At 57.7% G+C, this 25356-nt stretch carries 23 protein-coding genes and 4 pseudogenes; 8 read left to right on the top strand and 19 right to left on the bottom strand.

The genetic code is table 11. The features are described 5' to 3' along the window. Window positions 1-121: 121 nt before the first annotated feature. The 5 genes from QRN36_RS25675 to QRN36_RS25695 are packed head-to-tail and all read right to left on the bottom strand — an operon-like array spanning window position 122 to window position 4574. Window positions 122-883, bottom strand: coding sequence for an ABC transporter permease (locus QRN36_RS25675; protein WP_285426601.1), 762 nt, complete (start codon window positions 881-883; stop codon window positions 122-124). Further along, a complete protein-coding gene (locus QRN36_RS25680) occupies window positions 883-2082 on the bottom strand; it encodes an ABC transporter substrate-binding protein (RefSeq protein WP_285426602.1) in 1200 nt (399 codons plus the stop codon). The genes QRN36_RS25675 and QRN36_RS25680 overlap by 1 nt, the downstream gene beginning before the upstream one ends. Continuing rightward, the gene (locus tag QRN36_RS25685; RefSeq protein WP_285426603.1) at window positions 2048-2902 is read right to left on the bottom strand and encodes an ABC transporter ATP-binding protein; all 855 of its coding nucleotides are present in this window, start codon (window positions 2900-2902) and stop codon (window positions 2048-2050) included. The genes QRN36_RS25680 and QRN36_RS25685 overlap by 35 nt, the downstream gene beginning before the upstream one ends. Then, window positions 2899-3969 (bottom strand): acyl-CoA dehydrogenase family protein, encoded by a 1071-nt coding sequence (locus QRN36_RS25690; RefSeq protein ID WP_285426604.1) that lies wholly within the window; start codon window positions 3967-3969, stop codon window positions 2899-2901. The genes QRN36_RS25685 and QRN36_RS25690 overlap by 4 nt, the downstream gene beginning before the upstream one ends. A 44-nt stretch (window positions 3970-4013) precedes the next feature. Next, window positions 4014-4574: a carboxymuconolactone decarboxylase family protein gene (locus tag QRN36_RS25695; RefSeq protein WP_285426605.1), complete on the bottom strand. Its 561-nt coding sequence runs from the start codon at window positions 4572-4574 to the stop codon at window positions 4014-4016. Between the two features lie 101 nt (window positions 4575-4675). Here QRN36_RS25695 and QRN36_RS25700 point away from each other — a divergent pair, with 101 nt between their 5' ends. The 7 genes from QRN36_RS25700 to QRN36_RS25730 all read left to right on the top strand — a co-directional run bounded on the left by QRN36_RS25700 (window position 4676) and on the right by QRN36_RS25730 (window position 11250). Next, window positions 4676-5587, top strand: a complete 912-nt coding sequence (locus QRN36_RS25700) for an AraC family transcriptional regulator (RefSeq protein ID WP_285426606.1) — start codon at window positions 4676-4678, stop codon at window positions 5585-5587. A gap of 206 nt (window positions 5588-5793) precedes the next feature. Beyond that, a complete protein-coding gene (locus tag QRN36_RS25705) occupies window positions 5794-6780 on the top strand; it encodes an aliphatic sulfonate ABC transporter substrate-binding protein (protein WP_285426607.1) in 987 nt (328 codons plus the stop codon). Between the two features lie 52 nt (window positions 6781-6832). Further along, window positions 6833-7699, top strand: a complete 867-nt coding sequence (ehuB, locus tag QRN36_RS25710; protein ID WP_285426608.1) for an ectoine/hydroxyectoine ABC transporter substrate-binding protein EhuB — start codon at window positions 6833-6835, stop codon at window positions 7697-7699. Between the two features lie 233 nt (window positions 7700-7932). Continuing rightward, window positions 7933-8613: an ectoine/hydroxyectoine ABC transporter permease subunit EhuC gene (ehuC, locus tag QRN36_RS25715; RefSeq protein WP_285426609.1), complete on the top strand. Its 681-nt coding sequence runs from the start codon at window positions 7933-7935 to the stop codon at window positions 8611-8613. Beyond that, entirely contained in the window at window positions 8610-9260 is a 651-nt protein-coding gene (ehuD, locus tag QRN36_RS25720; protein WP_285426610.1) for an ectoine/hydroxyectoine ABC transporter permease subunit EhuD, read from the top strand. The genes ehuC and ehuD overlap by 4 nt, the downstream gene beginning before the upstream one ends. After that, complete coding sequence (locus tag QRN36_RS25725; RefSeq protein ID WP_285426611.1) at window positions 9253-10044, top strand: amino acid ABC transporter ATP-binding protein; 792 nt, start codon at window positions 9253-9255, stop codon at window positions 10042-10044. The genes ehuD and QRN36_RS25725 overlap by 8 nt, the downstream gene beginning before the upstream one ends. Window positions 10045-10095: 51 nt before the next feature. After that, entirely contained in the window at window positions 10096-11250 is a 1155-nt protein-coding gene (locus QRN36_RS25730) for an epoxide hydrolase family protein (RefSeq protein WP_285426612.1), read from the top strand. Window positions 11251-11283: 33 nt separating this feature from the next. Here the strand turns inward: QRN36_RS25730 and QRN36_RS25735 are convergent, their stop codons facing one another. After that, window positions 11284-12282, bottom strand: coding sequence for an NAD(P)H-quinone oxidoreductase (locus QRN36_RS25735; protein WP_285426613.1), 999 nt, complete (start codon window positions 12280-12282; stop codon window positions 11284-11286). A gap of 137 nt (window positions 12283-12419) precedes the next feature. Here QRN36_RS25735 and QRN36_RS25740 point away from each other — a divergent pair, with 137 nt between their 5' ends. Beyond that, a complete protein-coding gene (locus tag QRN36_RS25740) occupies window positions 12420-13301 on the top strand; it encodes a LysR family transcriptional regulator (protein WP_285426614.1) in 882 nt (293 codons plus the stop codon). Window positions 13302-13460: 159 nt separating this feature from the next. Here QRN36_RS25740 and QRN36_RS25745 read toward each other — a convergent pair whose 3' ends face one another. The 13 genes and pseudogenes from QRN36_RS25745 to QRN36_RS27765 all read right to left on the bottom strand — a co-directional run. Next, the gene (locus QRN36_RS25745; protein ID WP_285426615.1) at window positions 13461-13700 is read right to left on the bottom strand and encodes a hypothetical protein; all 240 of its coding nucleotides are present in this window, start codon (window positions 13698-13700) and stop codon (window positions 13461-13463) included. A 358-nt stretch (window positions 13701-14058) separates the two neighbouring features. Continuing rightward, window positions 14059-14787 (bottom strand): hypothetical protein, encoded by a 729-nt coding sequence (locus QRN36_RS25750; RefSeq protein ID WP_285426616.1) that lies wholly within the window; start codon window positions 14785-14787, stop codon window positions 14059-14061. 369 nt (window positions 14788-15156) lie between these two features. Beyond that, window positions 15157-15552, bottom strand: coding sequence for a contractile injection system protein, VgrG/Pvc8 family (locus tag QRN36_RS25760; protein WP_285426617.1), 396 nt, complete (start codon window positions 15550-15552; stop codon window positions 15157-15159). Between the two features lie 70 nt (window positions 15553-15622). Continuing rightward, window positions 15623-16354 (bottom strand): hypothetical protein, encoded by a 732-nt coding sequence (locus QRN36_RS25765; protein WP_285426618.1) that lies wholly within the window; start codon window positions 16352-16354, stop codon window positions 15623-15625. Between the two features lie 135 nt (window positions 16355-16489). Next, complete coding sequence (locus QRN36_RS25770) at window positions 16490-16681, bottom strand: hypothetical protein (RefSeq protein WP_285426619.1); 192 nt, start codon at window positions 16679-16681, stop codon at window positions 16490-16492. A 296-nt stretch (window positions 16682-16977) separates the two neighbouring features. Further along, entirely contained in the window at window positions 16978-17559 is a 582-nt protein-coding gene (locus QRN36_RS25775) for an Imm5 family immunity protein (protein WP_285426620.1), read from the bottom strand. 198 nt (window positions 17560-17757) lie between these two features. Continuing rightward, window positions 17758-18825 (bottom strand): annotated as a pseudogene (locus QRN36_RS25780) (RHS repeat domain-containing protein); the annotation flags it as partial. A gap of 119 nt (window positions 18826-18944) precedes the next feature. After that, entirely contained in the window at window positions 18945-19406 is a 462-nt protein-coding gene (locus QRN36_RS25785; RefSeq protein ID WP_285426621.1) for an Imm26 family immunity protein, read from the bottom strand. A gap of 392 nt (window positions 19407-19798) precedes the next feature. Next, window positions 19799-21856: pseudogene (locus QRN36_RS25790) on the bottom strand (RHS repeat-associated core domain-containing protein); the annotation flags it as partial. A gap of 128 nt (window positions 21857-21984) precedes the next feature. Beyond that, on the bottom strand, window positions 21985-22395 hold the full coding sequence (locus tag QRN36_RS25795) for an immunity 22 family protein (RefSeq protein ID WP_285426622.1): 411 nt from the start codon (window positions 22393-22395) through the stop codon (window positions 21985-21987). Window positions 22396-22788: 393 nt separating this feature from the next. Beyond that, window positions 22789-23523 (bottom strand): annotated as a pseudogene (locus QRN36_RS25800) (RHS repeat domain-containing protein); the annotation flags it as partial. Window positions 23524-23728: 205 nt separating this feature from the next. Further along, window positions 23729-24214 (bottom strand): SMI1/KNR4 family protein, encoded by a 486-nt coding sequence (locus QRN36_RS25805; protein WP_285426623.1) that lies wholly within the window; start codon window positions 24212-24214, stop codon window positions 23729-23731. Between the two features lie 9 nt (window positions 24215-24223). Then, window positions 24224-25321: pseudogene (locus tag QRN36_RS27765) on the bottom strand (RHS repeat-associated core domain-containing protein); the annotation flags it as partial. Window positions 25322-25356: the final 35 nt, after the last annotated feature.

The raw sequence follows: 25356 nt of genomic DNA on the forward strand, positions 1-25356 counted from the left end.
TCAGTCTTCCTCCGATGGCGGCCCCGAGCAAACTCGTCATACAGGATTTGTGGCAAACCAGATATTCAAGAACGCCCGAAAATCCCTGTGGGAGCGCGCTCACGAAAAAACAGCCCTCGGTTCAATGCGCCCAGCGGCGGTGGAGTCCGCGTGCCAACGCGTCGAGGAGGAAGCCGAGTACCCCGATGAGCAGGACCATGGCCATGAGTTCCGAATAGGCCAAACGGTCGCGGGTGTCGAGGATGAAGTAGCCAAGCCCTGCGCTGACGCCGAGCATTTCGCACGGGACGAGCACGATCCAGAGGATACCGATCGACAGGCGCACACCGGTCAGCACATGGCCGAGTACGCCCGGCACGATGACTTTGCTCAGGGTTTCCCAGCGACTGGCGCTTAGGCTGCGGCTCAGTTGCAGCCAGCGCGGATCGAGCTGTTTGACCCCGGCCACGGTGTTCAACAGGATCGGCCAGACCGCCGCGAAGGTCAGCAGGAAATAGATCGGCTGATCGCCCACGCCCATCAGCATCACCACCACCGGCATCCAGGACAACGGCGAGATCATGCGCAGAAACTGAAACGCAGGCGTGGTCGCGGCTTCCAGGTTGCGCGAGCTGCCAATCAGCAGACCCAATGGAACGCCGATCAGCAGCGCCAGCAACAGCCCCACCAGAATGCGCTTGAGGCTGACCAGCACGTGGCCGTACAACTCCGGGCTACCGAGCAGGCTCCACAGACTGACAAACGTCGCCTGAGGCGAAAACCGCGCCGATAAACCGTTGGCATCCCCCAGCAGTCGAATCCCCAGCCACCAGAGGACCAGCAGGCACAACAGACCTGCCAGCCCCAGCGGCCAATGCGGCAACGAGGCCCGTTTGCGCGGCATCAAGCGCTGTACTCCTCGCTGCGCTGGAAGCTCTCGGCAAGGCCGAAAGTCTTCAGGCCGCCCACTGCCGCGATGCTGTTGCGCACGAACCGGTCGTCCACCAGATCGCTGGCCACCTGCTGCGGGTCGAGTCCGGCTAAAAAGCCCTTGTCACCCTCGATCAGGGTGGATTTCAGGCGGCGTACCAGTTCTTCGGTGTAGCTGGGAAACGGATAAGGCTGAAAATCGATGCGATGCTCGTCCCATTGCGCATGCTGGATGGCGCCGCTGGCCAGATACCCCTGACGCTCGCTCGCCGCAGGCGACAGCACGCGATCGAGCACACTCTGCGCGTGAGGCGTGTAGCGGTTGTTGCCCTCTTTGGAAAGCAGTCGGGCGGCTTCGGCCCTGTTGTCACGGGTCCAGACCTGCGCCTTGACGATGGCGTTGACCACCTTCTGCGACCACTCGGGACGGTTGTTCAGGTCATGTTCATGCATGAACACCACGCAGCAGGCGTGGTTGCGCCAGATGTCGCCGGTGAAACGCTGAACCCGACCGACCTTGAGGTCTTCGGCCAAGGCGTTGAAAGGCTCGGCGACGATGTACCCGGCTATGCGCTTGCTGGCCAGCGCTGGCGGCATGTCCGATGGCGGCAGCACCACCAGATTGACTTCGCTGGACGCCAGCTGCGCGCTTGCCGGCTTGCTGACCGGGGTCAGACCGTTGTCGCGCAACAGCTGCTGCACCACCACGTTGTGAATCGAATACCAGAACGGGATGGCAATCGACTGCCCGCCCAGCTGTTTGACGTCACTGATCTCGGGGCCCACCGTCAGACCCGAACCGCCGACGTGGTTCCAGGCCACGACCTTGGCCGGGACCTTGCTGCCATAACGCGCCCAGACGGTCATTGGCGACAGCAGATGGATGACGTTGACCTGCCCGGAAATGAACGCCTCGATCACCTGCGCCCAACTGCGCAACAGCACCGGGCGTTCGGCCTGGATGCCCTCGGCTTCGAACAGACCGTTGTTGTGCGCCACCAGCAGCGGCGTGGCGTCGGTGATCGGCAGGTAACCGATGCGCACGGGCGCATCGGGTTCGGCGGCCGCGCGGGCCTGAAGGCTGTTGAGCAGCGGCAAGGCGCCCGCCGCAGTGAGCATGGCGCTCAGTTTGAGAAAATCACGACGGGTGTGATTGAAGTCGTCCAGGCACATGGCCATTCTCCGGCGATTCCAGCGATTCAGTTCGAGGGTGTGGGTTGCGGCTCGCCCGCCGAAGGGTTTTCAGAATGTCGACACGCAACGCGCCCATTTCCTCGACCAGTTCGGCCCGGGGCCGCGGCAGATCGATGTGCCACTCGCCCACCGTCCGCGCCGGGGAATCGCCCAGTAGCAGAATACGATTGGAGAGCAGCAAGGCTTCGTCGATGTCGTGGGTGATCAGCACCGCGGCGGTGTCATGCCTGGTCGTCACCTCAAGCAGCAGGTCTTGCATGTCGGCACGGGTGACTTCATCCAGCGCGCCGAAGGGTTCGTCCAGCAACAGCACCGATGGCTGACGCGCCAGGCAGCGAGCCAGCGCGGTGCGTTGCGCCATGCCGCCGGACAGCTGCGCCGGGTGATAGGTCCGCGCGTGGGTCAGGCCCACTTCGGCGATAGCCTGATCGACCCGGGACTGACGCTCGGCCGCGCTCAACGATGGCTGGCTGGCGAAGTCCAGACCGAACGCGACGTTCTTTTCCAGGGTCAGCCACGGCAACAGACTGGGGTCCTGAAACGCCACCGCCACCCGAGGGTGCGGCCCGGTGAGCGGCTCGCCAGCCACTTTCACCTGACCCGCGTGCGCGCCCTGCAGACCGGCGAGCACGCGCAGCAGGCTCGACTTGCCGACGCCGCTGGGGCCCAGAATCGACACCACCTCGCCTGCCCGCACGTGCAGGTCGAAGCCCTCCAGCACGCTCTGCCAGCCGTGTTCGCGGACGTAACCCAGGCTGATGCCGGTGGCACTCAATGCCACATTCGCCGGTGCACTCATGCGGCGGACTCGCGGGCCTGACGCTGCAACTCGGCCTGCAACTGCACCAGGCTCGGCGTGACGATCGGAATGAACGCCGACTCACGCCAGCGTCGGGCAAAGCCACTGCCGTGCTCGCTGAGAAATGCTTTGCCGCCGCTGGCCTGCAATTCCAGCTGAACGGCGCTGCTGACCGACTGCGCCAGGGCGATGCGCAGTCGGAACAAGCTGGCGGCCTGGGTCAGAAACCGGCCATCGAGCAGACCGGCCTCGAGATCGCCGACCACCAACTCCAGACGCTGTCGCTGCTCGTGGTATTCATCGTTCAAGACCGAGCGGGTGCCTTCGAGATGACGCTGCACCTCGTCCAGCGAACGGCGTGCCAGGCCGATCGACAGCCCGCACTGCAAGCCCAGAAAACCCGGGCGAACCGATGGCAGAAACTGCCGTGCGTCGTGGTGCAGGAGCCAGTCGCGGGACAGCTCGACACGATCGAAATCCAGTGCCGCCGTGTTGCTCGACTGCAGGCCCATCAGCTGCAGATCGTCCGAGCGTCTCAGGCCATCGGCCGTCGACGGGATCGCCATGATGAAGGGCTTGCCGCCCGCTTCGGACTCGATGGCGGCGGCGACCACGAAACGCTGCTTGCGCAGGTTGGTCACCCAATGCAGGCGCCCCTCCAGCGACCAGCCCTCCGCTCCCTCGGCGCCCCGTACTTGCAGCGACTCGATGCCGGACAGAAACTTCATCGCGTTGGACAGTCCCGTGGCGCCGGCGAGCGTGCCATCGAGCAACTCCGGCAACAGACGCTCGCGCAGGCGCACGTTGGGACTGTGCAGCAGGTACTCGATGAACGCGCGCTGGCCCCAGAAGACGAACGCAGCCGTTACCGAATGGCGGGCGATGGCGGCCACCGTTTCCACCGCGTCGGCCAACGTGCCCCCCGAGCCTCCGTCTTCCCTGCCGATGCCTGTGCGCAAGGCACCTGAGCGTGCCAGTTGCGGCAGCACCGATTCGGGGTCGTCGCTGCCCAGGTCCAGCCCGTGTGCATGTGCGTCCAGCCAGTTGCCGAGTACCGGGTCAACCATGAGCCTTCTCCTTGTCTGTCAATCCAGTGCCGGGTCTGCGTCGTTCACTGCGCCGGGCGTTGCCATTGGTATTTCTGAAGCTCGGGGTTGAGGGTGGTCTGAGCAAAGACATTAGCGAAATTGCACAGCGTTGCCAGGCTCACGCCCAGAATCACTTCCAGTGCGTTGCCTTCGCTGTAACCCGCCGCCTGGAACGCCTGATACGTGGGTTCAGAAACATTGCCGCGGGTGGCGATCACTTCGCGGGCGAATTCAGCCAGTGCTTCGAGCCGCGCCTCGGGCAGTTCGGTCCCGGCACGCAGTGCGTCGACCACTTCGACCGGCAGGCGTGCCTTGTTCAGGCCGACGGCGGTATGACCGGCGACACAAAACGAGCAGCCATGCCGAGTGGCGGCGATCAGTTGCACCACTTCCCTTTCCGCGAGACTTAGCTCAGCCTTGCCGTTGATGGCCGACACCGTCAGGTAGGTTTCCAGCGCCGCCGGCGCATTGGCGAGCACGCCGAGCAGATTGGGCAGGTAACCGTTAGCCTTGAGGGCGTTTTCCAGAAACGGCCGGGCGGCTTGCGGGGCGCTTTCCAGTGTTTGAACAGTGACGCGCGACATGGTGGACTCCTGTTGATGGGCGTCCGGCAAGTGTGTTGGTTATAAAAATTCCGAACCATATTCTAAAGTAGCGATTACTTGCTCCAGAGTGTTTCCCTTAGATGAATTCAGCCAGCCCCCTTATTGATTGGTTATTAGAAAGCCTGGAACTCGACGCCAGCGTTTTCCACGTAGGCCGCTATTGCGGCGGCTGGCACGCCAGCACGCACGGGCTGGCGCGCTCGAGTTTTCATGTGCTGGTGCAAGGGCAATGCTGGTTGCACGTCGATGGCCACGACACTGCAGAACGGCTGGACACCGGTGACGCGGTGTTCCTGCTGCGCGACCTGCCGTATCGTCTTTCCAGCGAAGCCGGGGCGGACGCCGCCCAGCGTCAGCCACGCATGGAAATGCTCGCGCTGGACAATGGCGCCAGCGACGGCGTAGGCCTGGTCTGCGGCTTTTTTCATTTTCACTCGGGGCTGTCCTCGCTGATCGTCGACGCCCTGCCCGACTTCATCATCCTGCGCGCCGATGAGCCTTCATCCAGCGCGGCCCGCAGCGTGTTCGAACTGATCCTGCAGGAATGCCAGCGAGTGCCCGGCCCGTCCTCCGCACTGCTCGAACGCCTGAGCCATCTTCTGTTTCTGTACGTGCTGCGCCAGCACGTGGGCGACAACCCCACCCTCGGCGGGCTGGTGGCACTGGCCCGCCAGCCCGGCTTCGCGGCTCTGTTGCAACAGATGATCGAGCGGCCTGATCAGCCGTGGACGCTGGAAAGCATGGCGGCGTGTACCGGTCTGTCGCGTTCGGCGTTCTTCAAACGCTTCAACGAAATCGCCGGGCAGTCACCGGGTAACGTCTTGCTCGCCCTGCGCATGCGCCACGCCGCGCAACTGCTCAAGTCCAACCAGACCGTGGAGCATGTCGCCGGCGCAGTCGGTTACCAATCGGTGTCGGCATTTACACGCGCCTTCACCAAGGCCGAGGGCGTGCAGCCGGGCGCTTATCGCAAGCAGCACGAGAAGCGCTAGCGTTTAGTCGCCGATCTGAGAGAGGCCGGTCGACGCTTTACAGCCACCGAAGGCTCAAGGACGTGGCTGACCGTGACCCTCGAAAATGGCCAACCTGTACAAGCCTGCATAAGCTAATAGCCATAAGGTATTTAAAGAATATTTTTTAGAACTCTATGATCGATGGCTTACCGCCAGCCAGCCATCAACCGATCGTGAGTTCAACCATGCACTTCGCACCTGACCGCTCCTCATCGATGCTTCGTCGTCCGTTGTTCGCAGGCCTGGCGATTGCCCTGGTCTTTACCCTGGCCTCTGCACTGCCCCTCCCGGCGCAGGCGCAGGAAACCGTGCGCATCGGCTACCAGAAATCGTCGACCCTGATCACTCTGCTCAAAGCTCAGGGGACGCTGGAAAAAGCCCTCGCCAAGGACAACATCGGCATCAGCTGGCACGAGTTCCCCAGCGGTCTGCCGCTGCTGGAAGCGCTGAACATCGGCAACGTCGACATCAGCGCCGATGTCGCCGACACCGTGCCGATCTTCGCCCAGGCCGCGCAGGCCAAACTGACCTATTTCGCAGAAGAATCACCGTCGCCCAGTGCGCAAGCGATCGTGGTGTCCAAGGATTCGCCCATTCAGCAACTGTCGGACCTGAAGGGCAAGAAGGTCGCGGTGACCAAAGCCGCCGGCACGCACTACCTGCTGATCGCCGCGCTGAACAAGGCCGGACTGACCTTCGCCGACATTCAGCCGGCGTACCTCACGCCTGCTGATGGCCGCGCTGCCTTCGAGAACGGCAAGGTCGACGCGTGGGTGACGTGGGAACCCTTCCTCACCAGCGTTCAGCGCCAGTTGCCGACCCGAACCCTCGCCGATGGCGCCGGCCTTGCCAGTTACAAACGCTATTACCTGACCAGCACCGCCTACGCGACTGCGCATCCTGAGGTGCTCAAGCTTGTGTATCAGCAGCTTCAGGAAGCGGGCAACTGGATCAAGAAAAACCCGCGCGACGCCGCTCAGGTGCTTGGCCCGCTGTGGGGCAACCTTGATGTGCAGACCGTGGAAGCCGCCAACGCCCACCGCAGTTATCAGGTGGAGCCGGTGAAAGCGGACCAGTTGGGCGAACAGCAGAAGATCGCCGACGCGTTCTTCGCCGCAGGCCTGCTGCCCAAGGCAGTGGACGCCAAGGACGTCGGCATCTGGAAACCCTGAACCCGGCATCGACCCCATACCCTCACCTCAGCCTCTGACTTCGAGCATTCCCATGAAAGGCCTTAAATCGCTGTCTGCTTTAATCGGCTCCGCCGTGCTGTTGAACGCCCTCCTCGCCTCGTCCGCCAGCGCCGGTCTGCTGGAAAAAGGTCGCACTCAGGGCCTGACCGCGGGGATCGCCAACGAGCAGCCCTACGCGTACATCGACACCAGCGGCAAGACCGTGGGCGCCAACGTCGAGATTCTCCAGGCGATTCTTTCGCAATTGGGGATCACCAAGGTGGAAACGCCCATCACCGAATTCGGTTCGCTGGTGCCGGGGCTGGCCGCAGGCCGCTTCGATCTGATTGGCGCCGGACTGTTCATCAACCCGGCGCGCTGCAAGGTGATCGGCTATTCCAATCCGGTGACCCGCTCCGGCGGCGCCTTCATCGTCAAGGCCGGTAACCCGCTCAAGCTGCACAGCCTCAAAGACGTCGCCGCCAATGGCAAGGCGCGCCTGGCCACCCAGCCCGGCAGCAATCAGGTTCAGGAAGCCAAGGACAGCGGCATTGCCACCGGCAACGTCGTGCTGTTCGACAAGGACACCGAAGCCCTCGCGGCGCTGCAGGCCGATCGCGTCGACGTGGTGTATTTCCCGGATGCGGAGATCATCAGCCTGGTCAAGAAAGCCAACAGCCCGGCCATTGAGCGTGCGCTGCCGTTCGACCAGATTCCCGATGCCGAAGGCAAGCCGACCTGGAATTACCACGCCTACGGCCTGCCCAAGAACGATCCGGAATTCACCCAGGCGTTCAACGAGCAACTGGCCAAGCTGCGCGCCTCCGGCGAGCTGTTGAAGATTCTGCAGAAGTACGGCTACACGGAAAACGAGCTGCCACCGGCTGACGTCACCGCCGAGCAACGCTGCAACCGTTAAGGCCTATCCGCAAAAGGACAGTGGCTGGGTTAACGAACTCTCCACTGTGGGAGTGAGCTTGCTCACGAAGGGGCCGGGACATGCACTGCAAATGCAAAGCCTGGCAGCCCGTCTTCGTCCGATGGCGGCCCCGAGCAAGCTCACTCCCACAGAACGCCTGTGTCCGCTCTACCTCAGTGGCAAGTTCAACCATCCGCACGCCTGATCCGGCCCCGACCCACACGAGTACGGCCATGTTCATCGATCCTTCTGCCGTGGAAACGGCACGTTTCATTGCTCGTCAGCTTGCCAACGGCGCACTGGTGACGCTGCAGATCACGTTTTTCGCGCAACTGATCGTGGTGGTGATGTCCTTCGTCATCGCCCTGATGCGCCTGTCGCCCTGGCGGGCACTGCGCTGGACAGCCACGGTGTACGTGGAAATCCTGCGCGGTATCTCTGCCCTGGTTCTGCTGTTCTACCTGTTTTTCATCCTGCCGCTGTTCGGCATCAGCCTGTCGCCGATGGTCACCGGCATTCTCGGGCTTGGCCTGACGTTCTCTGCCTACGGCTCGGAAATCGTGCGTTCGGCGCTGAGTAACGTCAGTCGCGGCCAGCGCGATGCGATTCGCGCGCTGGACTTCGACGCACTGACTGCGTTCCGCCGCATCGTGTTGCCGCAAGCGCTGCCCTTCATGCTGCCGCCGATGGGCAACCAACTGGTGGAACTGCTGAAAACCACGTCGCTGGTGTCACTGATCACCCTGAGCGACCTGACCTTCTCCGGCGGGCAACTGATCACCACGCTGGGCCAGCAGACACTGATCTGGAGCATCGTGCTGGTGTGTTATTTCGCCATGGCCTGGCCGCTGAGCTGGCTGGTCAGACGCTACGAACAACGCGTTACCTCTTGGCGTCGCGGGGTGGCTGCATGAACTTCGATTACGCATTCGCCTGGTCGATCGTTCCGGACCTGTTCGACGGGCTGGTGGTCACCGTGCAGGTGGTCGTGCTGGGATTCCTGCTCGCCGTGTTGGTCGGCCTGCTGCTGGCGTTGGCCCAACGCACGCGGTTTGGCGTGGTCCGTCGCCTGAGCGCCGCGTACCTGAGCTTTTTTCGCAACACGCCGCTGATGGTGCAGTTGTACGTGCTGTTCTTCGCCTTTCCGCTGGCCGGCATCACGTTGCCGGCAATCACCACAGGGGTGATCGGTCTGGGGCTCTATTACGGCGCTTACATCGCTGAAGCGTTCCGCGGCGCCATCGACGGCGTGCCGGCGGGACAATGGGAAGCGGCGCGTGCGCTGGATTTCGACGCCGCCACCACGTGGCAGCGCATTATCCTGCCGCAGGCGCTCAAGCCGATGCTGCCGGTGCTTGGCAACTACCTGATCGGCATGTTCAAGGAAACCCCGCTGCTGGCCGTGATCACCATTCCCGAACTGTTCCAGGCGGCCAAACAGATCGCCGGCATGACCTATCGCTACAACGAACCGTACACGGTCATGGCGCTGATGTTTCTGGCGATCAGCATCCCCACTTCTCTCTTGTTCAAATACTTCGAAAGGCGCAGTCATGTCTGATCTCGCACACGGCTCACCTCTGAGTGCGCCGCAGATTGTCCTCAAACAGGTGGTCAAGCAATTCGGCGCCAACCGGGTGATCGACCATCTGGACCTGAGCATTCCACAAGGCCAGAAAGTCGCGCTGATCGGCCCCAGCGGCTCGGGCAAATCCACGGTCCTGCGACTGATCAAAGGGCTTGAGACTTACCAGCAAGGCAGCATCGAAGTGGCGGGCGCATCGGTGCCGGCGCGTTCATCGGGCTGGCGCTGGCCTGGCACGAAGAAGGCGCCGGTGGAGCACCGGGTCGGCATGGTGTTCCAGCAATTCAACCTGTTTCCGCACCTCACGGTGCTGGAAAACGTCACCGAAGCGCCGTTTCGGGTGCTGAAGCTCAGCCGCGAGGAGGCGCACGAGCGCGCCCATCAGTACCTCGCCCGGGTAGGGCTCAGTCACAAAGCCAACGCCTGGCCAGCGCAGCTGTCCGGAGGCCAGCAACAGCGGGTGGCGATTGCCCGGGCGCTGGCGATGCGTCCGCAGGTGATGCTGTTCGATGAGGTCACCTCAGCGCTGGACCCCGAACTGGTCGGCGAAGTGCTGGCGGTGATTCGCGCCATTGCCCACGAGCAGCAGATGACCATGCTGCTGGTGACTCACGAAATGAAGTTCGCTCAGGATATCGCCGACCGCGTGCTGTTCATGGAAGCGGGCAAGATCGTGGCCGACGGTTCGCCCGAGCAGATCCTCGTCAACCCCGACAACGAGCGCACGCGGCGCTTTCTCAACCTTGTGGAGCAACGTTGATTCAGCCAACCTGAACATCCACCGCATCCGGTCACTGCACAGGACATCGTCATGCCTATCCGCCCGTTCACCCTGGCCGTCCCCAGCGAACAGCTGGAAGATTTGCAACGGCGCCTGCGCAGCGTGCGTCTGCCGGAAGGCCTGGACCCGCACAGCTGGGACGACGGCACCGCGACGGCGTTCGTTCAACGGCTGTTGAACCACTGGCGTGAGCGCTTCGACTGGCGCAGTGTCGAGCGGCGCATCAACCAGTTGCCGCAATTCATTGCCGACATCGACGGCCAGCCGATCCACTTCGTGCACCAGCGCGGCAACGGCCCCAAGCCCATGCCGTTGATCATCACCCATGGCTGGCCGGGCTCTTTTCTGGAGCTGGAGCGGCTGATGCCGCTGCTCACCGATCCGGCCAGCCATGGCGGCGATGCAGCAGACGCTTTTGATGTGGTGGTGCCGTCGCTGCCGGGCTACGGCTGCTCGCCTGCGCCTGCCCGGCCGGGCGTCAGTTCCCGGCAGATTGCAGGGCTCTGGGCGTCGTTGATGAGGACGTTGGGCTACACGCGTTTTGGCGCTCAGGGAGGCGACATCGGGGCGGGCGTGTCGATGTGGCTGGCGCGCGACAACCACGCGATGCTTTCGGGCGTGCACGTCAATTACATTCCCGGCAGCTTCAGGCCGCACACCGATGATGGCCCGCATGCAGTGACCGAGCAGGAGCAGGACTTCCTCACCCGCAGCAGTCAGTTCGCGGCGTCCGAAGGCGCCTATGCTGCGCTGCACAGCACCAAGCCGCAGACCCTGGCGTTTGCGCTGACCGACTCACCCGCCGGCCTGGCCGCCTGGATCGCTGAAAAATTCCACGCCTGGGTCGATCACCCAGGCGACCTTGAAACCGTGGTGCCATTGGACACGCTGCTCGGCGACATCGCGTTGTACTGGTTCGGCGGCACGCTCGACGCCAGCCTGCGGCTGTACAAGGAAAACCGCCAGAACCCGCTGGTGTTTCAGGCTGACGAGCGGGTTGCGACGCCGCTGGGCGTGGCGGTCTTCCCCAAGGAGCTGCCGATGCCCCCGCGCAGTTGGGTCGAGCGGGCCTTCGATGTCCACCGCTGGGAAATCATGCCCCGTGGAGGCCACTTCGCGGCACTCGAACAGCCTGAGCTGCTGGCAGAGGAGATCAGGGCATTCTTCAAGCCGCTGAGGGGCTGATACGCAGGGTCCCGTCGGCAACATGCGTCCGGATCAAACGACCTTCAGCACAATCTTGCCGATGTGGTCGCCCTGCTCCATGCGTTGATGGGCGCCGGCTGCGTCTTCGAGGGGGAAGACACGGTCGATGATCGGCAGGCACTGACCCGCTTGCAGCAACGGCCAGACATTGTCCCTGACGCCCCGAGCCACGTCGGCCTTTTCCTGCGCGCTGCGTGAACGCATCATCGAGCCGGTGACCGATGCCTGCTTGTCCAGCAGGGTCAGCAGATTGAAGTCTTTCACCGACGCACCGCCCAGAAAGCCAATGATGACCAGCCGGCCGCGGCGTGCGAGGGACGCCACGTTGCCGGCGAAATAGCTGCCACCCATGATGTCGAGAATGACGTCGACGCCATTGTTGTCCGTGCGCTCGGCGATGACCTTGGCAAAATCAGCCTCGCGATAATTGATCGCTTCACCGCCCAGGGCGCGGATCTGCGCGCACTTCTCCTCGCTGCCCGCCGTGGCGAATGCGCGAATACCCAGTGCTTTGCAGAGCATCAACGCGGTCGTGCCGATGCCGCTGGTGCCACCGTGGATCAACACCGTCGAGCCCTCCCGCGCCTGTCCCAGTTCGAACAGATTGGCCCAGACTGTGAAAAACGTTTCCGGTATGGCCGCCGCATGAATCATGTCCACGCCGTCAGGGATCGGCAGCGCCTGGGTTTCGATGACGGTGCAGTATTCGGCGTAGCCATCGCCGTTGGTCAACGCGCACACCCGGTCGCCAACCTTGAAATCCGCCACTGCGCTGCCGACGCCTACGACCTCACCGGCCACCTCAAGGCCGGGCACTGCGCTCATGCCGGGTTTCATCGGGTACTTGCCGGCGCGCTGCAGCACATCCGGGCGGTTGATGCCAGCGGCGTGGACTTTCATCAGCAGTTCGCGTTCAGCCGGAACAGGCACGTCGGCCTGCGCCAGTTGTAGAACCTCCGGGCCGCCGGGTTGAGTGATCTGAATGTAGTTCATGCGTTCAGGCAAATTCATGGAGCACCTCATAGGAGTGAACGGTACAGGCTGTGACACCGGCCCGTGAAAGGCATTCAGGATAACCACACCGGCATAGGAAATAATGCAGCGATTCAGCATACTGGCGATGCATATTTGCAGCAGGTGTGGACGGTATGAATTGGGATGACACAAGATTCTTTCTGGCAGTGGCGCGGGTGGCGACCTTGCGCGGAGCGGCGCGCGCTCTCAATGTCGATCAGGCAACGGTGGGCAGGCGGGTCGCAGCGCTGGAGCAGGCATTGAACGCAACGCTGTTTCTGCGCACGTCCGAGGGCTATTCGCTCACCAACGCAGGCGAGGCCGCCCTGGACGCCGCCGAGCAGATGGAACAGGCCAGTCATGAACTGCAGCGGCGCATCGAGGGGCTGGATGACCGGCCTGTCGGGCTCGTGCGTATCGCCTCCACGGACTCGCTGGCCATCGAATTCGTGATCCCCGCCATCGCCCGCCTGCATGATGCGTACCCTGACGTACGGGTAGAAATCAAAGCGGGCACCGAGATGCTCAACCTGGCCAAGCGCGAAGCGGACATCGCGCTGCGCACCATCAAACCGGACAACCCGGACCTTCTCGTCCGTCGCCTCGCCAGCTGGCCAATCGGCCTGTTCGCTTCACAGCAATATCTCGAACGTCGCGGCACGCCCCACATCGGCAGCGGCTTCGCCGGGCATGACATCGTCGGGTTCCAGGCCCATGTCGACGCTGGCGAACGCTACAACCTGGCACAGGAAACCGTTCAGGCCGCACGCGTGGTTGCCAGCGCCAACAGCAGTCTGCTGGTGCGCACCGCGCTCGCAGCGGGGCTCGGGCTTGGGGAAATCCCGATCCCCATGGGCGAACGCGACGGGCTGGTGCAAGTGTGGCCGCAACGCACCCGCGCGCAGACCTACGACGTCTGGCTCGTCACCCACAAAGACCTGCGCCACACCGCCCGCGTGAGTAAAGTCATCGAATACCTGGTCGAGGCGTTCAATCCAGACCGCCCGCCTACCTGATGTGCAATCAGGGGTATCAAGGCTGATGCCCAGATCACCAGCGCAATGTCCGTGTAAGCGCGCTCGTCTGAGCAAAGGCTGGCATCGTTTCTGTGTCTTGACCGGCGAGCCAAATAAAAAGCCCAGGTGCATGCCTGGGCTTTGAGGGTGACAGCGGCACTACTCGGAATCGATCAGGCTGTCCGTCCTGGCGCTGCCGTTCTCCCGCGGAACCTGAGCATCCTGATCAGAACCCGGATTACCCGGCGGCGGATTCCAGTCCACCGGTCTTTCGCCAGTGCCCTGCTTGGGCTCGGAACTGGTGCGCTCAAGCCCCGAATCGTGGTCTTCGCCCGTGTCCGGGCTTTTTTCGTCCGGCCCAGGATACGCGGCTTCCGGCCCGTTGTTTTCGATCGCCATAACGATTCTCCCGTCTACGGCGCAGGATGTCTGCGCGTATAGATGTGAGACGACATTTACAGGCAAGTGCCTTGGCGCCGACGGGTGGAGGGGACAATTTTGTTTGGGGTTTGGTCGGTTGGATTTGCGGAGCAGACGCCTATCGAATCCTGTGCAGCACTGCGCCGTGGTCGTTCTGCTCATAGTGAACGTATTTGCGTTGAGCCAGGCAGTTAGGCGGACGGCCTTACCGCACTCTTTATCAATGAGCTGACCGGTTGTGTCCGCGAAGGCAGGCCCCTTTTCGTTTATGTGAGCTATAAGTTCCTCACGCGCATCTGGAACGACGATTGATGCAATCGCTAACCGGCTCAACTCATCATTTATCCCAAACGCCCGCGAATGCCAATATCTGGTTGATTAAGTCGGGAAAGCTCATCGCCTCCTCTTCTGATCGATTACGGATCAGAGTGAAGTTATCGAGCGCGGGCGAGAGCACTTCGACTACCTCTCCCTTATAATTGGTTATCTCCATAAAACCATTCACAACACCGTTCAAGTTCTGAATTTCCGAGAGAAGCACAGAATACCTCAATAGAGCGCCGTCTTCACACGTCCCGGCCCCGGAATCAGGATTATCAAAATAGACCTTCAGCTTTGGATGCGCGTCTCGTTTCCATTTAAACACTGGCACCACTCTATTCATGGCCTCCTTAAACTCCGCCTCTGACTCTTTCCCAGAAAATTCACACCGATGGATAGGAATGCACAGATATAGTTTCTCTCGGTTCAAGTCCAATGCGCCCTTCAAACTCGAATGATAATTACCTGGGACAGCCATCGCGTACGAAAATCCATGGTTGTTATCGGCAATTTTGAAAACCGTGGGCTGGAGCAATGACAGTGTCGGCGGGGCATGGTTTAACACTACAGTAGCAAAATCCGTGTCCACGACATCGTCGCATACAGTAACAAGATCCATATCAGGCAAACTTTTTAGACAATATTGGATTACGTTCTTAGGTAATGAATGCTGAAAGAAATAGTGCCCATTGCCGCTTTCCTCGACAGTTGTAAAAGCGCCAAGTAAATCTGTTTTCGAAATCATAATCTCTCCCTGCCCATACTTGCGTCAATGATAGCGCGATGCAGGCCGTCGCGGTTGAGGTATTCGGATTTGCGACCGAGGCCGGCGATGAGGATGCCCTTGTCGTCGTCGCGCGCTTGCCAGATGCCGCCGTACGGAAATGTAGTCTCGGTAATCAGCGTGATGCCAAGATGGTGCTTGTGCGTGATTAGTGCGGGCTAGTGGGTCGGTTTCTTCGATCAGGCGGGAGAAATCGCCGTACTTGAAGATCAGTCGGTGGCGTCTGGCAGGCTGATCCCGGTCACATTGCCAGCTTCGTCGTTCAATGCCGTAGCGCTCGCCGCCAAAGTCTCGGCTGGCAGTCGATGGTTCCCCAGCTGCAGTTGCAGTTCAGCTGCAACGCATTGCTATGAGTCGCCATGACGCCTTCGGGTTAGCTGAATCGACGTGTTGGGTCGCCATTGCGGCTAGCCGGGATCCCACGTAGGCAGAATAGCAAGACATGTCACCGTCAATGCCATTGTTGCCGAAGCTCACCACGTGACCATTGATGTATAGGCGGCCGCCCGTGGCAAGTCCCATCTCGATGGTCGCAGCCTGCCCAATCGCGGACTTTAGCTTCACGCCAGTGTCATCGGAAATGAGTTCAAGCTGAAACCCGAAATCGGTCGACAGCCCTTTACTCCCCGCAAAGGACTCAAGCAACAGCTCCTGGCCACCCTTGAGGGCCATGGTCAACTTAAACAGGCGCCTGTTCTGTGCAGAAAACAGCGACGAGAGGTCCATCGCTTCAACTACTCCTTAAACCAGTAACACGCGATCAGCGGATGAACCTGCGCGCCAGAATCAGCGTCAATCAAGCACTCGGGGACTTGCGCCGGAAACCTACCCACTTGAAAAATCTGCTGATCCACCAGCGACTACGCGCTTGGCGAATTTCCTCGATCTCCATAAATGTGTAGGCCACTGATGTGGTGTTTTGCTTTATGCTTAAAGTGCGCAGCGCTCTCACTGTATGACGCATATGGTAAAGAATTACTAAAGCGCAGATGGTTAGAACAATCGCACCAATGACCCCCGCCGCCGAAACTCCAAAAAATTTAATAAAGACACTCGCGGCTAGCGTAGATGCACCAGCCGACAAGGCAACAAAATACCTTGCCGATGAATCCTTGCTAACTTTCGGCACCACCTTCACCTTGTTTCCGCTGTATTCAAATGGATGAAACGTCGGTTCTGTGTGAGCAATTATATAAAAAACCAAAAGCACTAAAGCCGCAGGTAACAATCCTGCAATTGAGGCTCCAGCACTTACCGCCCCCCATACATCAGCGGCGATAGAATACGCCATACTGCTCGCCGGTATGATCAGAAAACCCTGCACACTGGCTAACACTGACCAGAGATAAAATGTGAACCTCTCACAAAAATAGATCAAGTAAAGAAACCAACTTAGCTTCAAGATAAAAATAAATAAATAGACAGTCCAAAAGAACGGTACTACAGAGAGGCCGAGAATCATGGCAAATACAAGCACACTGAAACATATCCAAGCACCGCGTTTAAGATAATCGGAGTCGAGATTCATTAGCCATAATCCTTTTGCCTTAACGGTATGAAAGCTTTTGATGTGCACAAAACCGTTCCATCGCGGGTATTCGAAGTGCAACGTTCGGCGAAGGATGATATACCACCGCGCGTCGTCGCTGTTGAGATACTCGATCTAGCGGCCGAGGGCAGCTGTTCCAGCGATGGAGTTGCCATCAACGTCGTAGCGCGCTTGCCAGACGACGCGGTCCGGAAATGTCGTCTCGGTAATCAGCGTGGTGCCAAGGTGGTGCTTGTACGTGGTAGTGCGGCCTAGCGGGTTGGCTTCCTCAATCAGGCGGGAGAAATCGTGGTTGATGCCGGTCATGTTGCCAACTTCGTCGAGTTCAATGCCGTAGCGCCTGCCGCCAAAGTCTCGGCTGCCCGCCGATGGTTTCCCAGATGCAGTTGCACCTCAGCCGCAACGGATTGCTATGGATCGCCATGACGCGTTCGGGTTAGCTGAGTCGACGCGTCGAGTCGCCATTGCGGCTAATTGCTTCGATGAGCTAGCAGTTGTCGTCGTAGCGATATCGGATCTGACAAACTAGATCACAATTATTCTACGACGAGACAAATGGTGAGTTTTCTCCCCTCAAAATCGTCCAACAAAAAGAATTTTGTTCAGACAACCTGCGGAACAGCGATATTTAGATACCATTCCCAAAAATGCCGACGACGCTCGGTGTCTCCATCATCGCCTAAGCCACCGGCAAAAGCAGAAGCCACTAAATAACTAGGCTCAAACGCCTCTGGATCAAGATCCTGATCATTTCTGAGGTCAGAAGGATCAAATGAAAAATCATCTATTGCGGTCGAGATACTATTTGCAGCTGCGTGGCCGACAAACATCGCTGGATATTCATCATCCTCATATTCTTGGTCCTCCACCACGAATACATAGAATTCGTCCCGGATACTCAACGCCTTGTGTTGTGGGATAGTTTTCGCAGCGACACCAGACGCAACTGACAAGATCGAAACCAATCCGTCTTCACTCCCAAACTTTTTAGACCAGATTGCTCCCGCGTGTTTCACGCATATGACATCAAGCGTCGTCAAAATTATTATTTTTTCAGCATCCGACTTCTCTGTTGTAATTGTGCTCCACAACAGTCGCCTCAAAGGAAGTCCTAGCTCACCGGAAGATGACCTTTTAACCTCATCGAGAAGCTTTTCAACTAATAGTTCGGACTTCTCGTTCATTCTGACCTCAAAATGGTTTCGATGGTACCATCTGGCTTGAAAGTTCTGATCGCTTTCGGATCGGCGACAGTCTGTTCAACCTTATTGAATTGAGCCAATTTTGGAAAGTAACCCTGACAATCATGGCCGACCAACGGATTTCCTAACAGCGGGGACGTGGTGGCCAGACTTGCAGACTCCCATACCCCTTGTCTTGCACCACCCCCAAGGGTCTATCCAACCTGTCGGGTTAGGAACATATCTATAGAGGTTCATCCCTCCATCCAACCCAATCGGATCCTGCGTAATAAACCGTCCCACCTGCGGATCGTAATAACGAAACGTGTTGTAGTGCAGCCCCGTTTCGTCGTCGAAGTACTGTCCCTGGAACCGCAGATTCTGCTCGACCTCACTGACGACGAACCCTTCAACCTCACCCCACGCCTTGTAAGTGGCCTGCCAGACGATGCTGCCCTCAACGTCGGTCATTTCCAACGGCGTACCGATCTGGTCGGTGTGGAAGTAGTAAAGCTTCTGTTCGGACTCGCCTTCGTTTTGGTCCACTCGCGCAAGGGGCGCGTAGCTGCCGGGCTCGTATATGTAAAGACTGCTCTGCCACGGCGTCTCTTCGCGCAGCATCCGCAGACCTTGCCAGAGAAAATGCTTGTGTTCGGTCTGCCCGTTTATCTCGGACGTCTTGCCGATGCGCCGTCCAAGGCTGTCGTAACGATAGGTTCCGATGCCTTGTAGTTTGCCGTTCACCAACGTTTCAGCTTTGACGAGCCGATTTTCGCAGTCGTAGCTGAATGTCTGCAGCTTGGATAAGCCCACCCGCTTTTCAATCAGGTTGCCCCATGCATCGTAGGCATATTCCTGATCACGCCAGCGCTTGATGCGGTTGTCTTTGATCTGATCGAACTGGCTGGTGTTGAAGTTCAGCCTATTCGCGGCAGCGTCGTACCTGAACTCTTCGCTGTCAACGAGTCTGCCCGTATCGCGGCTGTGCAACTGGCCGTTGGCTTCGTATTCGTACTTGATCTCGCCGCGCAGTTTGTCGAGGGTGCGGATCAATTCGCCAGCCGGGTCGTATTCGTGGCGGCGATGAATCGGGTTCTGGCCGTGTTCAACCAACAGGCTGTTGTCGACGGGATTGTGAATCTGCGAGAGCTTGTCAGCTGGCATCGTCGATGCGAATTGCCACGCTTTGCGGCCCATCGCATGGTAACCGAAGCAACTGGTGAGTTTGCCTTGGATGCGGATAACCTCCCGGGAGAGGTCATCGCGCTTGCTGTTTTATAATGAAAGGGCTAGAGTTTTAAACAGGTTATAGTTTCTTTACTCCTAACTTTTAGTGAACAGTCAAAATTTCGAATCTTAGCAGCACCTTCAACAACATTCTTGCACCACTAGAGCCCAAGCTCCTCAATCACGTCTTGCTCGCCAAGAGGAGAGTAGTCAGCGAGCTTCTTAGCTTCAAACTCAGAAATAGCAACTTCATTATCAAAAATATCAACCCTTCTACATCCGGCCCCGACTCCAAATGTAAAATATATGGATTCATCAACTGGGGGACTGTACTCTTCTTGATGCGCGACGACCCTCCAGTCCCCTTCAATTTTTCGATCAAACAGGCCATACGAATCTAGAATTACTGGTCGACCGATGCGATCAAATTTCAGATCTACCGGATTCGGACTTCCACTTATTGTGTTGAAGATTTCAGCTACATGCCCCAGCTTATTGCGGCTCATAATTCGGCCAAAGCGATATCCCCCCTCCACTGAAAAGCAAAATATATCTCCAGGTTCAATGTTGCGCAATGGTGTCTTTTTTCTAGACTCCCACCCATAAATAACTAATTGCTTCATCCACATCCTCCTGCGCCGGTTTTGGCCTGCGCTGCAGTTTTAGCCTTGTAATGAGCCTCAAAATCAGCCTGCCTTGAAGCCCGTCGAGTTGTGTTATTCCTATCATAAGAATTAATTTTATTACCGCGATTAGTGGCAGAAATATCCTCTCCAATAGTGCCGGTTTTGGTGCCGTAACTATCTATATATGCCTGCTCATATCCTCTGGCCTGACCGTAGGTTACATCAGTATCCAACGGTTTCATTCTGGCACCCTGTGTAAGCCTGCCTGTTCCAACATGCTCTACACGCCGTCTCGACAAATCATCCGTAATTCCGACGTAATAAGGCTTATCTGCACCTTTGTCAAAAAGACCGTATACATTGTACCCACCTGTACTCTCATGCACCCAGCCTAGAGGATCAATCCACCGAATTGGGTTTGGTGAATAGTGGTATAAGTTCTTTCCGCCCAACAACCCAATCGGATCCTGCGTTATAAACCGCCCCACCTGCGGATCGTAATACCGAAACGTGTTGTAGTGCAGCCCCGTCTCGTCGTCGAAATACTGCCCCTGGAACCGCAGATTCTGCTCGACCCCGTTGACTGCTAGCGCCTCAATCTCACCCCAAGCCTTGTAGGTGGCCTGCCAGACGATGCTGCCCTCAACGTCAGTCATTTCCAGCGGCGTGCCGATCTGGTCGGTGTGGAAGTAGTAGAGCTTCTGTTCGGCCTCGCCTTCGTTTTGGTCCACTCGCGCAAGGGGCGCGTAGCTGCCGGGCTCGTATATGTAAAGACTGCTCTGCCACGGCGTCTCTTCGCGCAGCATCCGCAGACCTTGCCAGAGAAAATGCTTGTGTTCGGTCTGCCCGTTTATCTCGGACGTCTTGCCGACGCGTCGTCCAAGGCTGTCGTAACGATAGGTTCCGATCCCTTGCAGTTTGCCGTTCACCAACGTTTCAGCTTTGACGAGCCGGTTCTCGCAGTCGTAGGCGAACGTCTGCAGCGTGTTCAGCCCGACCCGCTTTTCAATCAGATTGCCCCAAGCGTCGTAGGCATATTCCTGATCGCGCCAGTGCTTGATGCGGTTGTCTTTGACCTGATCGAACTGGCTGGTGTTGAAGTTCAATCGGTTGGCGGCCGCGTCGTAGCGGAACTCTTCGCTGTCGACGAGTCTGCCCGTGTCACGGCTGTGCAACTGGCCGTTGGCTTCGTATTCGTACTTGATCTCGCCGCGCAGTTTGTCGAGGGTGCGGATCAATTCGCCAGCCGGGTCGTATTCGTGGCGGCGATGAATCGGGTTCTGGCCGTGTTCAACCAACAGGCTGTTGTCGCCGGGATTGTGAATCTGCGAGAGCTTGTCAGCCGGTATCGTCGACGCGAATTGCCACGCTTTGCGGCCCATCGCATCGTAACCGAAGCAACTGGTCAGTTTGCCCTGGGTGCGCAGCACCTCGCGGTGCAGGTCATCGCGTTCCATGTCGCTGATGAGCAGGCCATCGAGGTTCAGTTGGTGCAGATGACCGCTGCCGTAGTACAGGTGATTGAGGTGTTGGCCAGTCGGCAATGTCAGCGTGGTGAGGTTACTCAGCGGATCGTATTCGTAGTCCAGCGCGCCTTGGGGCGTGGTCTCTTTGATCAGACGGCCCAGCAGGTCGTACTCGAACGTGAGCGTTTCTTCCCCAATGCCGATTTTTTTACCGATCGCTGTAGGCAGCCGCGCAATCGACAGCAGGCGATCCACATCGTCGTAGGTGTAATCCTGACGTGCATCCTGATTGAGTTTGGCGAGCAGACGGCCTATCGAATCGCGTTCGAATTCGGTGCTGCGCTGTGGTAGTTCCGCCCGTTCGCCGTAGCCGATTTCATCGACGCGCGTCAGATGCCCGCCAAGGTTGTAGCTGAAACGGCGTGTCAGGTTGTCGATGCGTTTTTCTTCGATCAGACGATCCGAGGCGTCGTAGGCGAACTGATAGGCGGCGTTGTTTTCATTGACCAGTGCAGTGAGGCGAATGGCCTTGTCGTACTCGTAGCGAATCCGTTGGCCTTTGGCGTCCTGGCGACTGCTCGGCAATCCGCGCGCGGTTCGCAGCAGACGCGTGGTCTGGCCTTTGCCGTCGGTGTGCGTCAGCACCTGACCGAGGGCGTTGTAGGTAAAAGACTCGGCAGTACCGTCCGGGTGATCGATGCGCAGTACTTCGCCGTCGGGCTTACGCTCAAGCCTGGTGGTCTGATTCAACGCATCGGTGACGGCCACCAAGTGGGCGCGGTCGTCGTAGGTGTAGAAGGTACCTTTGCCCGAACAGTCCTGAAAACGCTCGACCTGAGCCAAACCATTCCACCACAGATATTTCGACTTGCGCGTCGCGTCGATGATGGTGTGCGGCAGGCCGTCGTCGCTGTTGAGGTATTCGGTCTTGTGGCCGAGGGCGTCGGTTTCGGCGATGAGGTTGCCCTTGTCGTCGTAGCGCGGTTACTAGAGCCTCGCGTTAGGGTAAGAAGCCGCGAATTACCAGTCACTATGAGGATGAAAAATCGAGAGCTTATTTCAAGCTCTCGAATACCAGGCAGAAATTCAATCACTGAATAAAGATTAAATCAATTCCCTTGAAACAAACCTATATATCTTAATCCGTTATAGCTAGCTTTATACGGGTGAGGGACCGAAACTCCGCCATCTGAATACCAAAATATTGCATTCGCCCGTTTGATTCCTAAATTTTCGCATTCAGCCTTGACGTTTTCCAGTTCCGCAGGGTCTATGGCGGACTCTTTAAGAATCTCATCTAGCGTGAGCTCTTTATCAGATCTAGGTATAATCCCAATAAAATCCTCATCATACCATCGTATACCTAAATCCTTGCAAAACCGACATACTTTGTAAGCTGGCTCATCGAGCTCAGCAGAATAGTCCAATTCGAAATATTTATTGTATATTGCGTCAGATTCAAAATTCGTACCAACCCAAAGGTGCACTTTGTCGAATCGATCGATATCATAAGTATCCATTTAGCAACTCCCAAGCTTCATGTGAGCACGGTGATGGGCATCGATCACACTCAACGCCTCAGATTTAGTTTTAGTTTTAGCCAAATCTTTTATCAGCTTATTATGAAAATTCCTGCCAGCACTGCTACCGTGATGCGGACCATCCGGCACCGGATTACCATGTCTATCGGTGAAACTTACAAACGTAATATCTTTGGTGGGCACCGTCATCTCCTTAAGCTCTTGAGCAGTAAAGCCAAGCTCCTTTGCTTTAGGCGCCATCGACACTGGAAACATTTCATGCTTACCTCCAGGTCGCCGAAGTGCATCCTCGACTGCCATCTTATTATTAACCACATCGTCGACTGATGCACTATTGAACCAGCTATCGAAGCCCCCCTTCTCCCACGGAAGCCATCCCAGTGGGTCTATACAAAGTATGGGAGCAAGCACATAAGAGTAAAGATTGTTACCACCCAACAGCCCAATCGGATCCTGCGTAATAAACCGCCCTACCTGCGGATCGTAATACCGAAACGTGTTGTAGTGCAGCCCCGTCTCGTCGTCGAAGTACTGCCCCTGGAACCGCAGATTCTGCTCGACCCCGTTGACTGCTAGTGCCTCAATCTCACCCCACGCCTTGTAAGTGGCCTGCCAGACGATGCTGCCCTCAACGTCGGTCATTTCCAACGGCGTACCGATCTGGTCGGTGTGGAAGTAGTAGAGCTTCTTCTCCTCTTCGCCTTCGTTTTGGTCTAGTCGCGCAAGGGGCGCGTAGCTGCCGGGCTCGTAGACATAAAGGCTGCTCTGCCACGGCGTCTCTTCGCGCAGCATCCGCAGGCCTTGCCACAGGAAATGCTTGTGTTCGGTCTGGCCGTTTATCTCGGACGTCTTGCCGATGCGCCGTCCAAGGCTGTCGTAACGATAGGTGCCGGTACTGTGAAGCTTGCCGTCGAGGAGGGTTTCGGCTCTGACAAGGCGATTTTCGCAGTCGTACTGGAAAGTTTGCAGTTTGCTCAGGCCGACCCGCCTTTCAATCAGGTTGCCCCACGCATCGTAGGCATATTCCTAATCGCACCAGCGCTTGATGCGGTTGTCTTTGACCTGATCGAACTGGCTGGTGTGGGAATACAGGCCATTTGCGGTTGGTCGTAACGGCAGCGGATTACGTTCTACACACGTCAACAAACAGTTACCGCCGCCGAGGTTGCTGTTAATCGCGAAGTTGAATGGCGTATGCGCTTAGCGCAGGCAGCATAAGATCGACCAAGCTAGAAAACTAACTTCTTTAGAAATTGCCCTTATGATACTTGATACGTCGCCTCATCATACTGCCCTCCTGAGCAGCTTCGGACTAAAAACCAGGATCCTCTTCCAACTCGTCGATAAAACCTTCGAAAGTCCGAGCAATTACTTTTTGAACAGCTACTTGATTGGCAACCATGCTCATTTCCTCTCGAAAACTATCAACAGCGTAAAAAACTACTGCACCGCTAAGCAAGTCCAAGCAGAAAAAATTACCGCCACCATCAACTGCAAATGGTAACAATGTGTGCGGAATCACCTGCCTTTCGGTCATAACCTTATAACACCCCTCGACGAACTTAGTATCCAATGAACCTTCCGGGCCTTCACTAAGTAGGGGTTTAAAGTCCACAACCTGCATCGGATCATATCCATCATCTGTGATGACCCAGCTTCTGCTTGGTTCACCGCCGTTGTGATTGATATATAAATCTATAAATGCGCGTGGCAGGGTAAACCCTAACGACTTTTCGAATACAGAAATATCTGACGGACCTACGGCCCCCTCAGAATTAAAAAGCGTAAACTCTTTCATTCATCACCTCTAACAAGTCGAAGTTGCGGAGCTTGCTGCGCGCCCTCTCAGCCACCCTTTAGATTGCGATATGCCGATCGCGTCCTTACTTCCATAGGACCCTGAAGGCAGTCCGAAATGTTTCTCAAACTGCGCTACGGACCCAGTATGGGGTAAAGATGCTTCGTGAGCAGACCTTGTCACTAACTGCATAGTGGATCTACCGGTAGTAGGATCGAAATCGTCAAGGTGATGCCACGTATACTTACCTAACGCTTTGACGTCTGCTTCCTTCAATCCCGCTTGCTTATAAGCCTCAGTAAAATCACGCCCTCTAGATCCTTGCATCTCAATACTCACAATGTTTTTCTGATTCCCAGATACTGGAAATAGATCGCTTGATCCCTCAAAATTAACACTTTTGAATGCCCATCCCCACGGATCAATCCAAGTTATAGGGTTAGGAGCGTACCTATAGAGGCTTACGCCCCCATCTAGCCCAATCGGATCCTGGGCAATAAACCGCCCCACCTGCGGATCGTAATACCGAAACGTGTTGTAGTGCAGCCCCGTCTCATCGTCGAAGTACTGCCCCTGGAACCGCAGATTCTGCTCGACCTCATTGACGACTAGCGCCTCAATCTCACCCCACGCCTTGTACGTCGCCTGCCAGACGATGCTGCCCTCAACGTCGGTCATTTCCAGCGGCGTGCCGATCTGGTCGGTGTGGAAGTAATAGAGCTTCTGTTCGGCCTCACCTTCCTGTTGATCGACTCGGGCCAGTGGCGCGTAGCTATTCGGTTCGTAAACATACAGGCTGCTCTGCCACGGCGTTTCTTCCCGCAGCATCCGCAGGCCTTGCCAGAAAAAGTGTTTGTGTTCGGTCTGGCCGTTGATTTCGGACGTTTTGCCAACGCGTCGGCCAAGGCTGTCGTAGCGGTAGGTTCCGATGCCTTGTAGTTTGCCGTTCACCAACGTTTCAGCTTTGACGAGCCGATTTTCGCAGTCGTAGCTGAATGTCTGCAGCTTGGATAAGCCCACCCGCTTTTCAATCAGGTTGCCCCACGCATCGTAGGCATATTCCTGATCACGCCAGCGTTTGATGCGGTTGTCTTTGACCTCGTCAAATATTTGAAATACCAGTTATACAGTAGAATAGTGAC

This window comes from Pseudomonas sp. efr-133-TYG-103a, from assembly GCF_030209235.1.
Taxonomy (GTDB): Bacteria; Pseudomonadota; Gammaproteobacteria; order Pseudomonadales; family Pseudomonadaceae; genus Aquipseudomonas.

Coding starts and splice junctions, on each gene's coding strand:
- QRN36_RS25675 (WP_285426601.1), bottom strand. CDS start 883: ATGCCGCGCAAACGGGCCTCGTTGCCGCATTGGCCGCTGGGGCTGGCA.
- QRN36_RS25680 (WP_285426602.1), bottom strand. CDS start 2,082: ATGTGCCTGGACGACTTCAATCACACCCGTCGTGATTTTCTCAAACTG.
- QRN36_RS25685 (WP_285426603.1), bottom strand. CDS start 2,902: ATGAGTGCACCGGCGAATGTGGCATTGAGTGCCACCGGCATCAGCCTG.
- QRN36_RS25690 (WP_285426604.1), bottom strand. CDS start 3,969: ATGGTTGACCCGGTACTCGGCAACTGGCTGGACGCACATGCACACGGG.
- QRN36_RS25695 (WP_285426605.1), bottom strand. CDS start 4,574: ATGTCGCGCGTCACTGTTCAAACACTGGAAAGCGCCCCGCAAGCCGCC.
- QRN36_RS25700 (WP_285426606.1), top strand. CDS start 4,676: ATGAATTCAGCCAGCCCCCTTATTGATTGGTTATTAGAAAGCCTGGAA.
- QRN36_RS25705 (WP_285426607.1), top strand. CDS start 5,794: ATGCACTTCGCACCTGACCGCTCCTCATCGATGCTTCGTCGTCCGTTG.
- ehuB (WP_285426608.1), top strand. CDS start 6,833: ATGAAAGGCCTTAAATCGCTGTCTGCTTTAATCGGCTCCGCCGTGCTG.
- ehuC (WP_285426609.1), top strand. CDS start 7,933: ATGTTCATCGATCCTTCTGCCGTGGAAACGGCACGTTTCATTGCTCGT.
- ehuD (WP_285426610.1), top strand. CDS start 8,610: ATGAACTTCGATTACGCATTCGCCTGGTCGATCGTTCCGGACCTGTTC.
- QRN36_RS25725 (WP_285426611.1), top strand. CDS start 9,253: ATGTCTGATCTCGCACACGGCTCACCTCTGAGTGCGCCGCAGATTGTC.
- QRN36_RS25730 (WP_285426612.1), top strand. CDS start 10,096: ATGCCTATCCGCCCGTTCACCCTGGCCGTCCCCAGCGAACAGCTGGAA.
- QRN36_RS25735 (WP_285426613.1), bottom strand. CDS start 12,282: ATGAATTTGCCTGAACGCATGAACTACATTCAGATCACTCAACCCGGC.
- QRN36_RS25740 (WP_285426614.1), top strand. CDS start 12,420: ATGAATTGGGATGACACAAGATTCTTTCTGGCAGTGGCGCGGGTGGCG.
- QRN36_RS25745 (WP_285426615.1), bottom strand. CDS start 13,700: ATGGCGATCGAAAACAACGGGCCGGAAGCCGCGTATCCTGGGCCGGAC.
- QRN36_RS25750 (WP_285426616.1), bottom strand. CDS start 14,787: ATGATTTCGAAAACAGATTTACTTGGCGCTTTTACAACTGTCGAGGAA.
- QRN36_RS25760 (WP_285426617.1), bottom strand. CDS start 15,552: ATGGACCTCTCGTCGCTGTTTTCTGCACAGAACAGGCGCCTGTTTAAG.
- QRN36_RS25765 (WP_285426618.1), bottom strand. CDS start 16,354: ATGAATCTCGACTCCGATTATCTTAAACGCGGTGCTTGGATATGTTTC.
- QRN36_RS25770 (WP_285426619.1), bottom strand. CDS start 16,681: ATGACCGGCATCAACCACGATTTCTCCCGCCTGATTGAGGAAGCCAAC.
- QRN36_RS25775 (WP_285426620.1), bottom strand. CDS start 17,559: ATGAACGAGAAGTCCGAACTATTAGTTGAAAAGCTTCTCGATGAGGTT.
- QRN36_RS25785 (WP_285426621.1), bottom strand. CDS start 19,406: ATGAAGCAATTAGTTATTTATGGGTGGGAGTCTAGAAAAAAGACACCA.
- QRN36_RS25795 (WP_285426622.1), bottom strand. CDS start 22,395: ATGGATACTTATGATATCGATCGATTCGACAAAGTGCACCTTTGGGTT.
- QRN36_RS25805 (WP_285426623.1), bottom strand. CDS start 24,214: ATGAAAGAGTTTACGCTTTTTAATTCTGAGGGGGCCGTAGGTCCGTCA.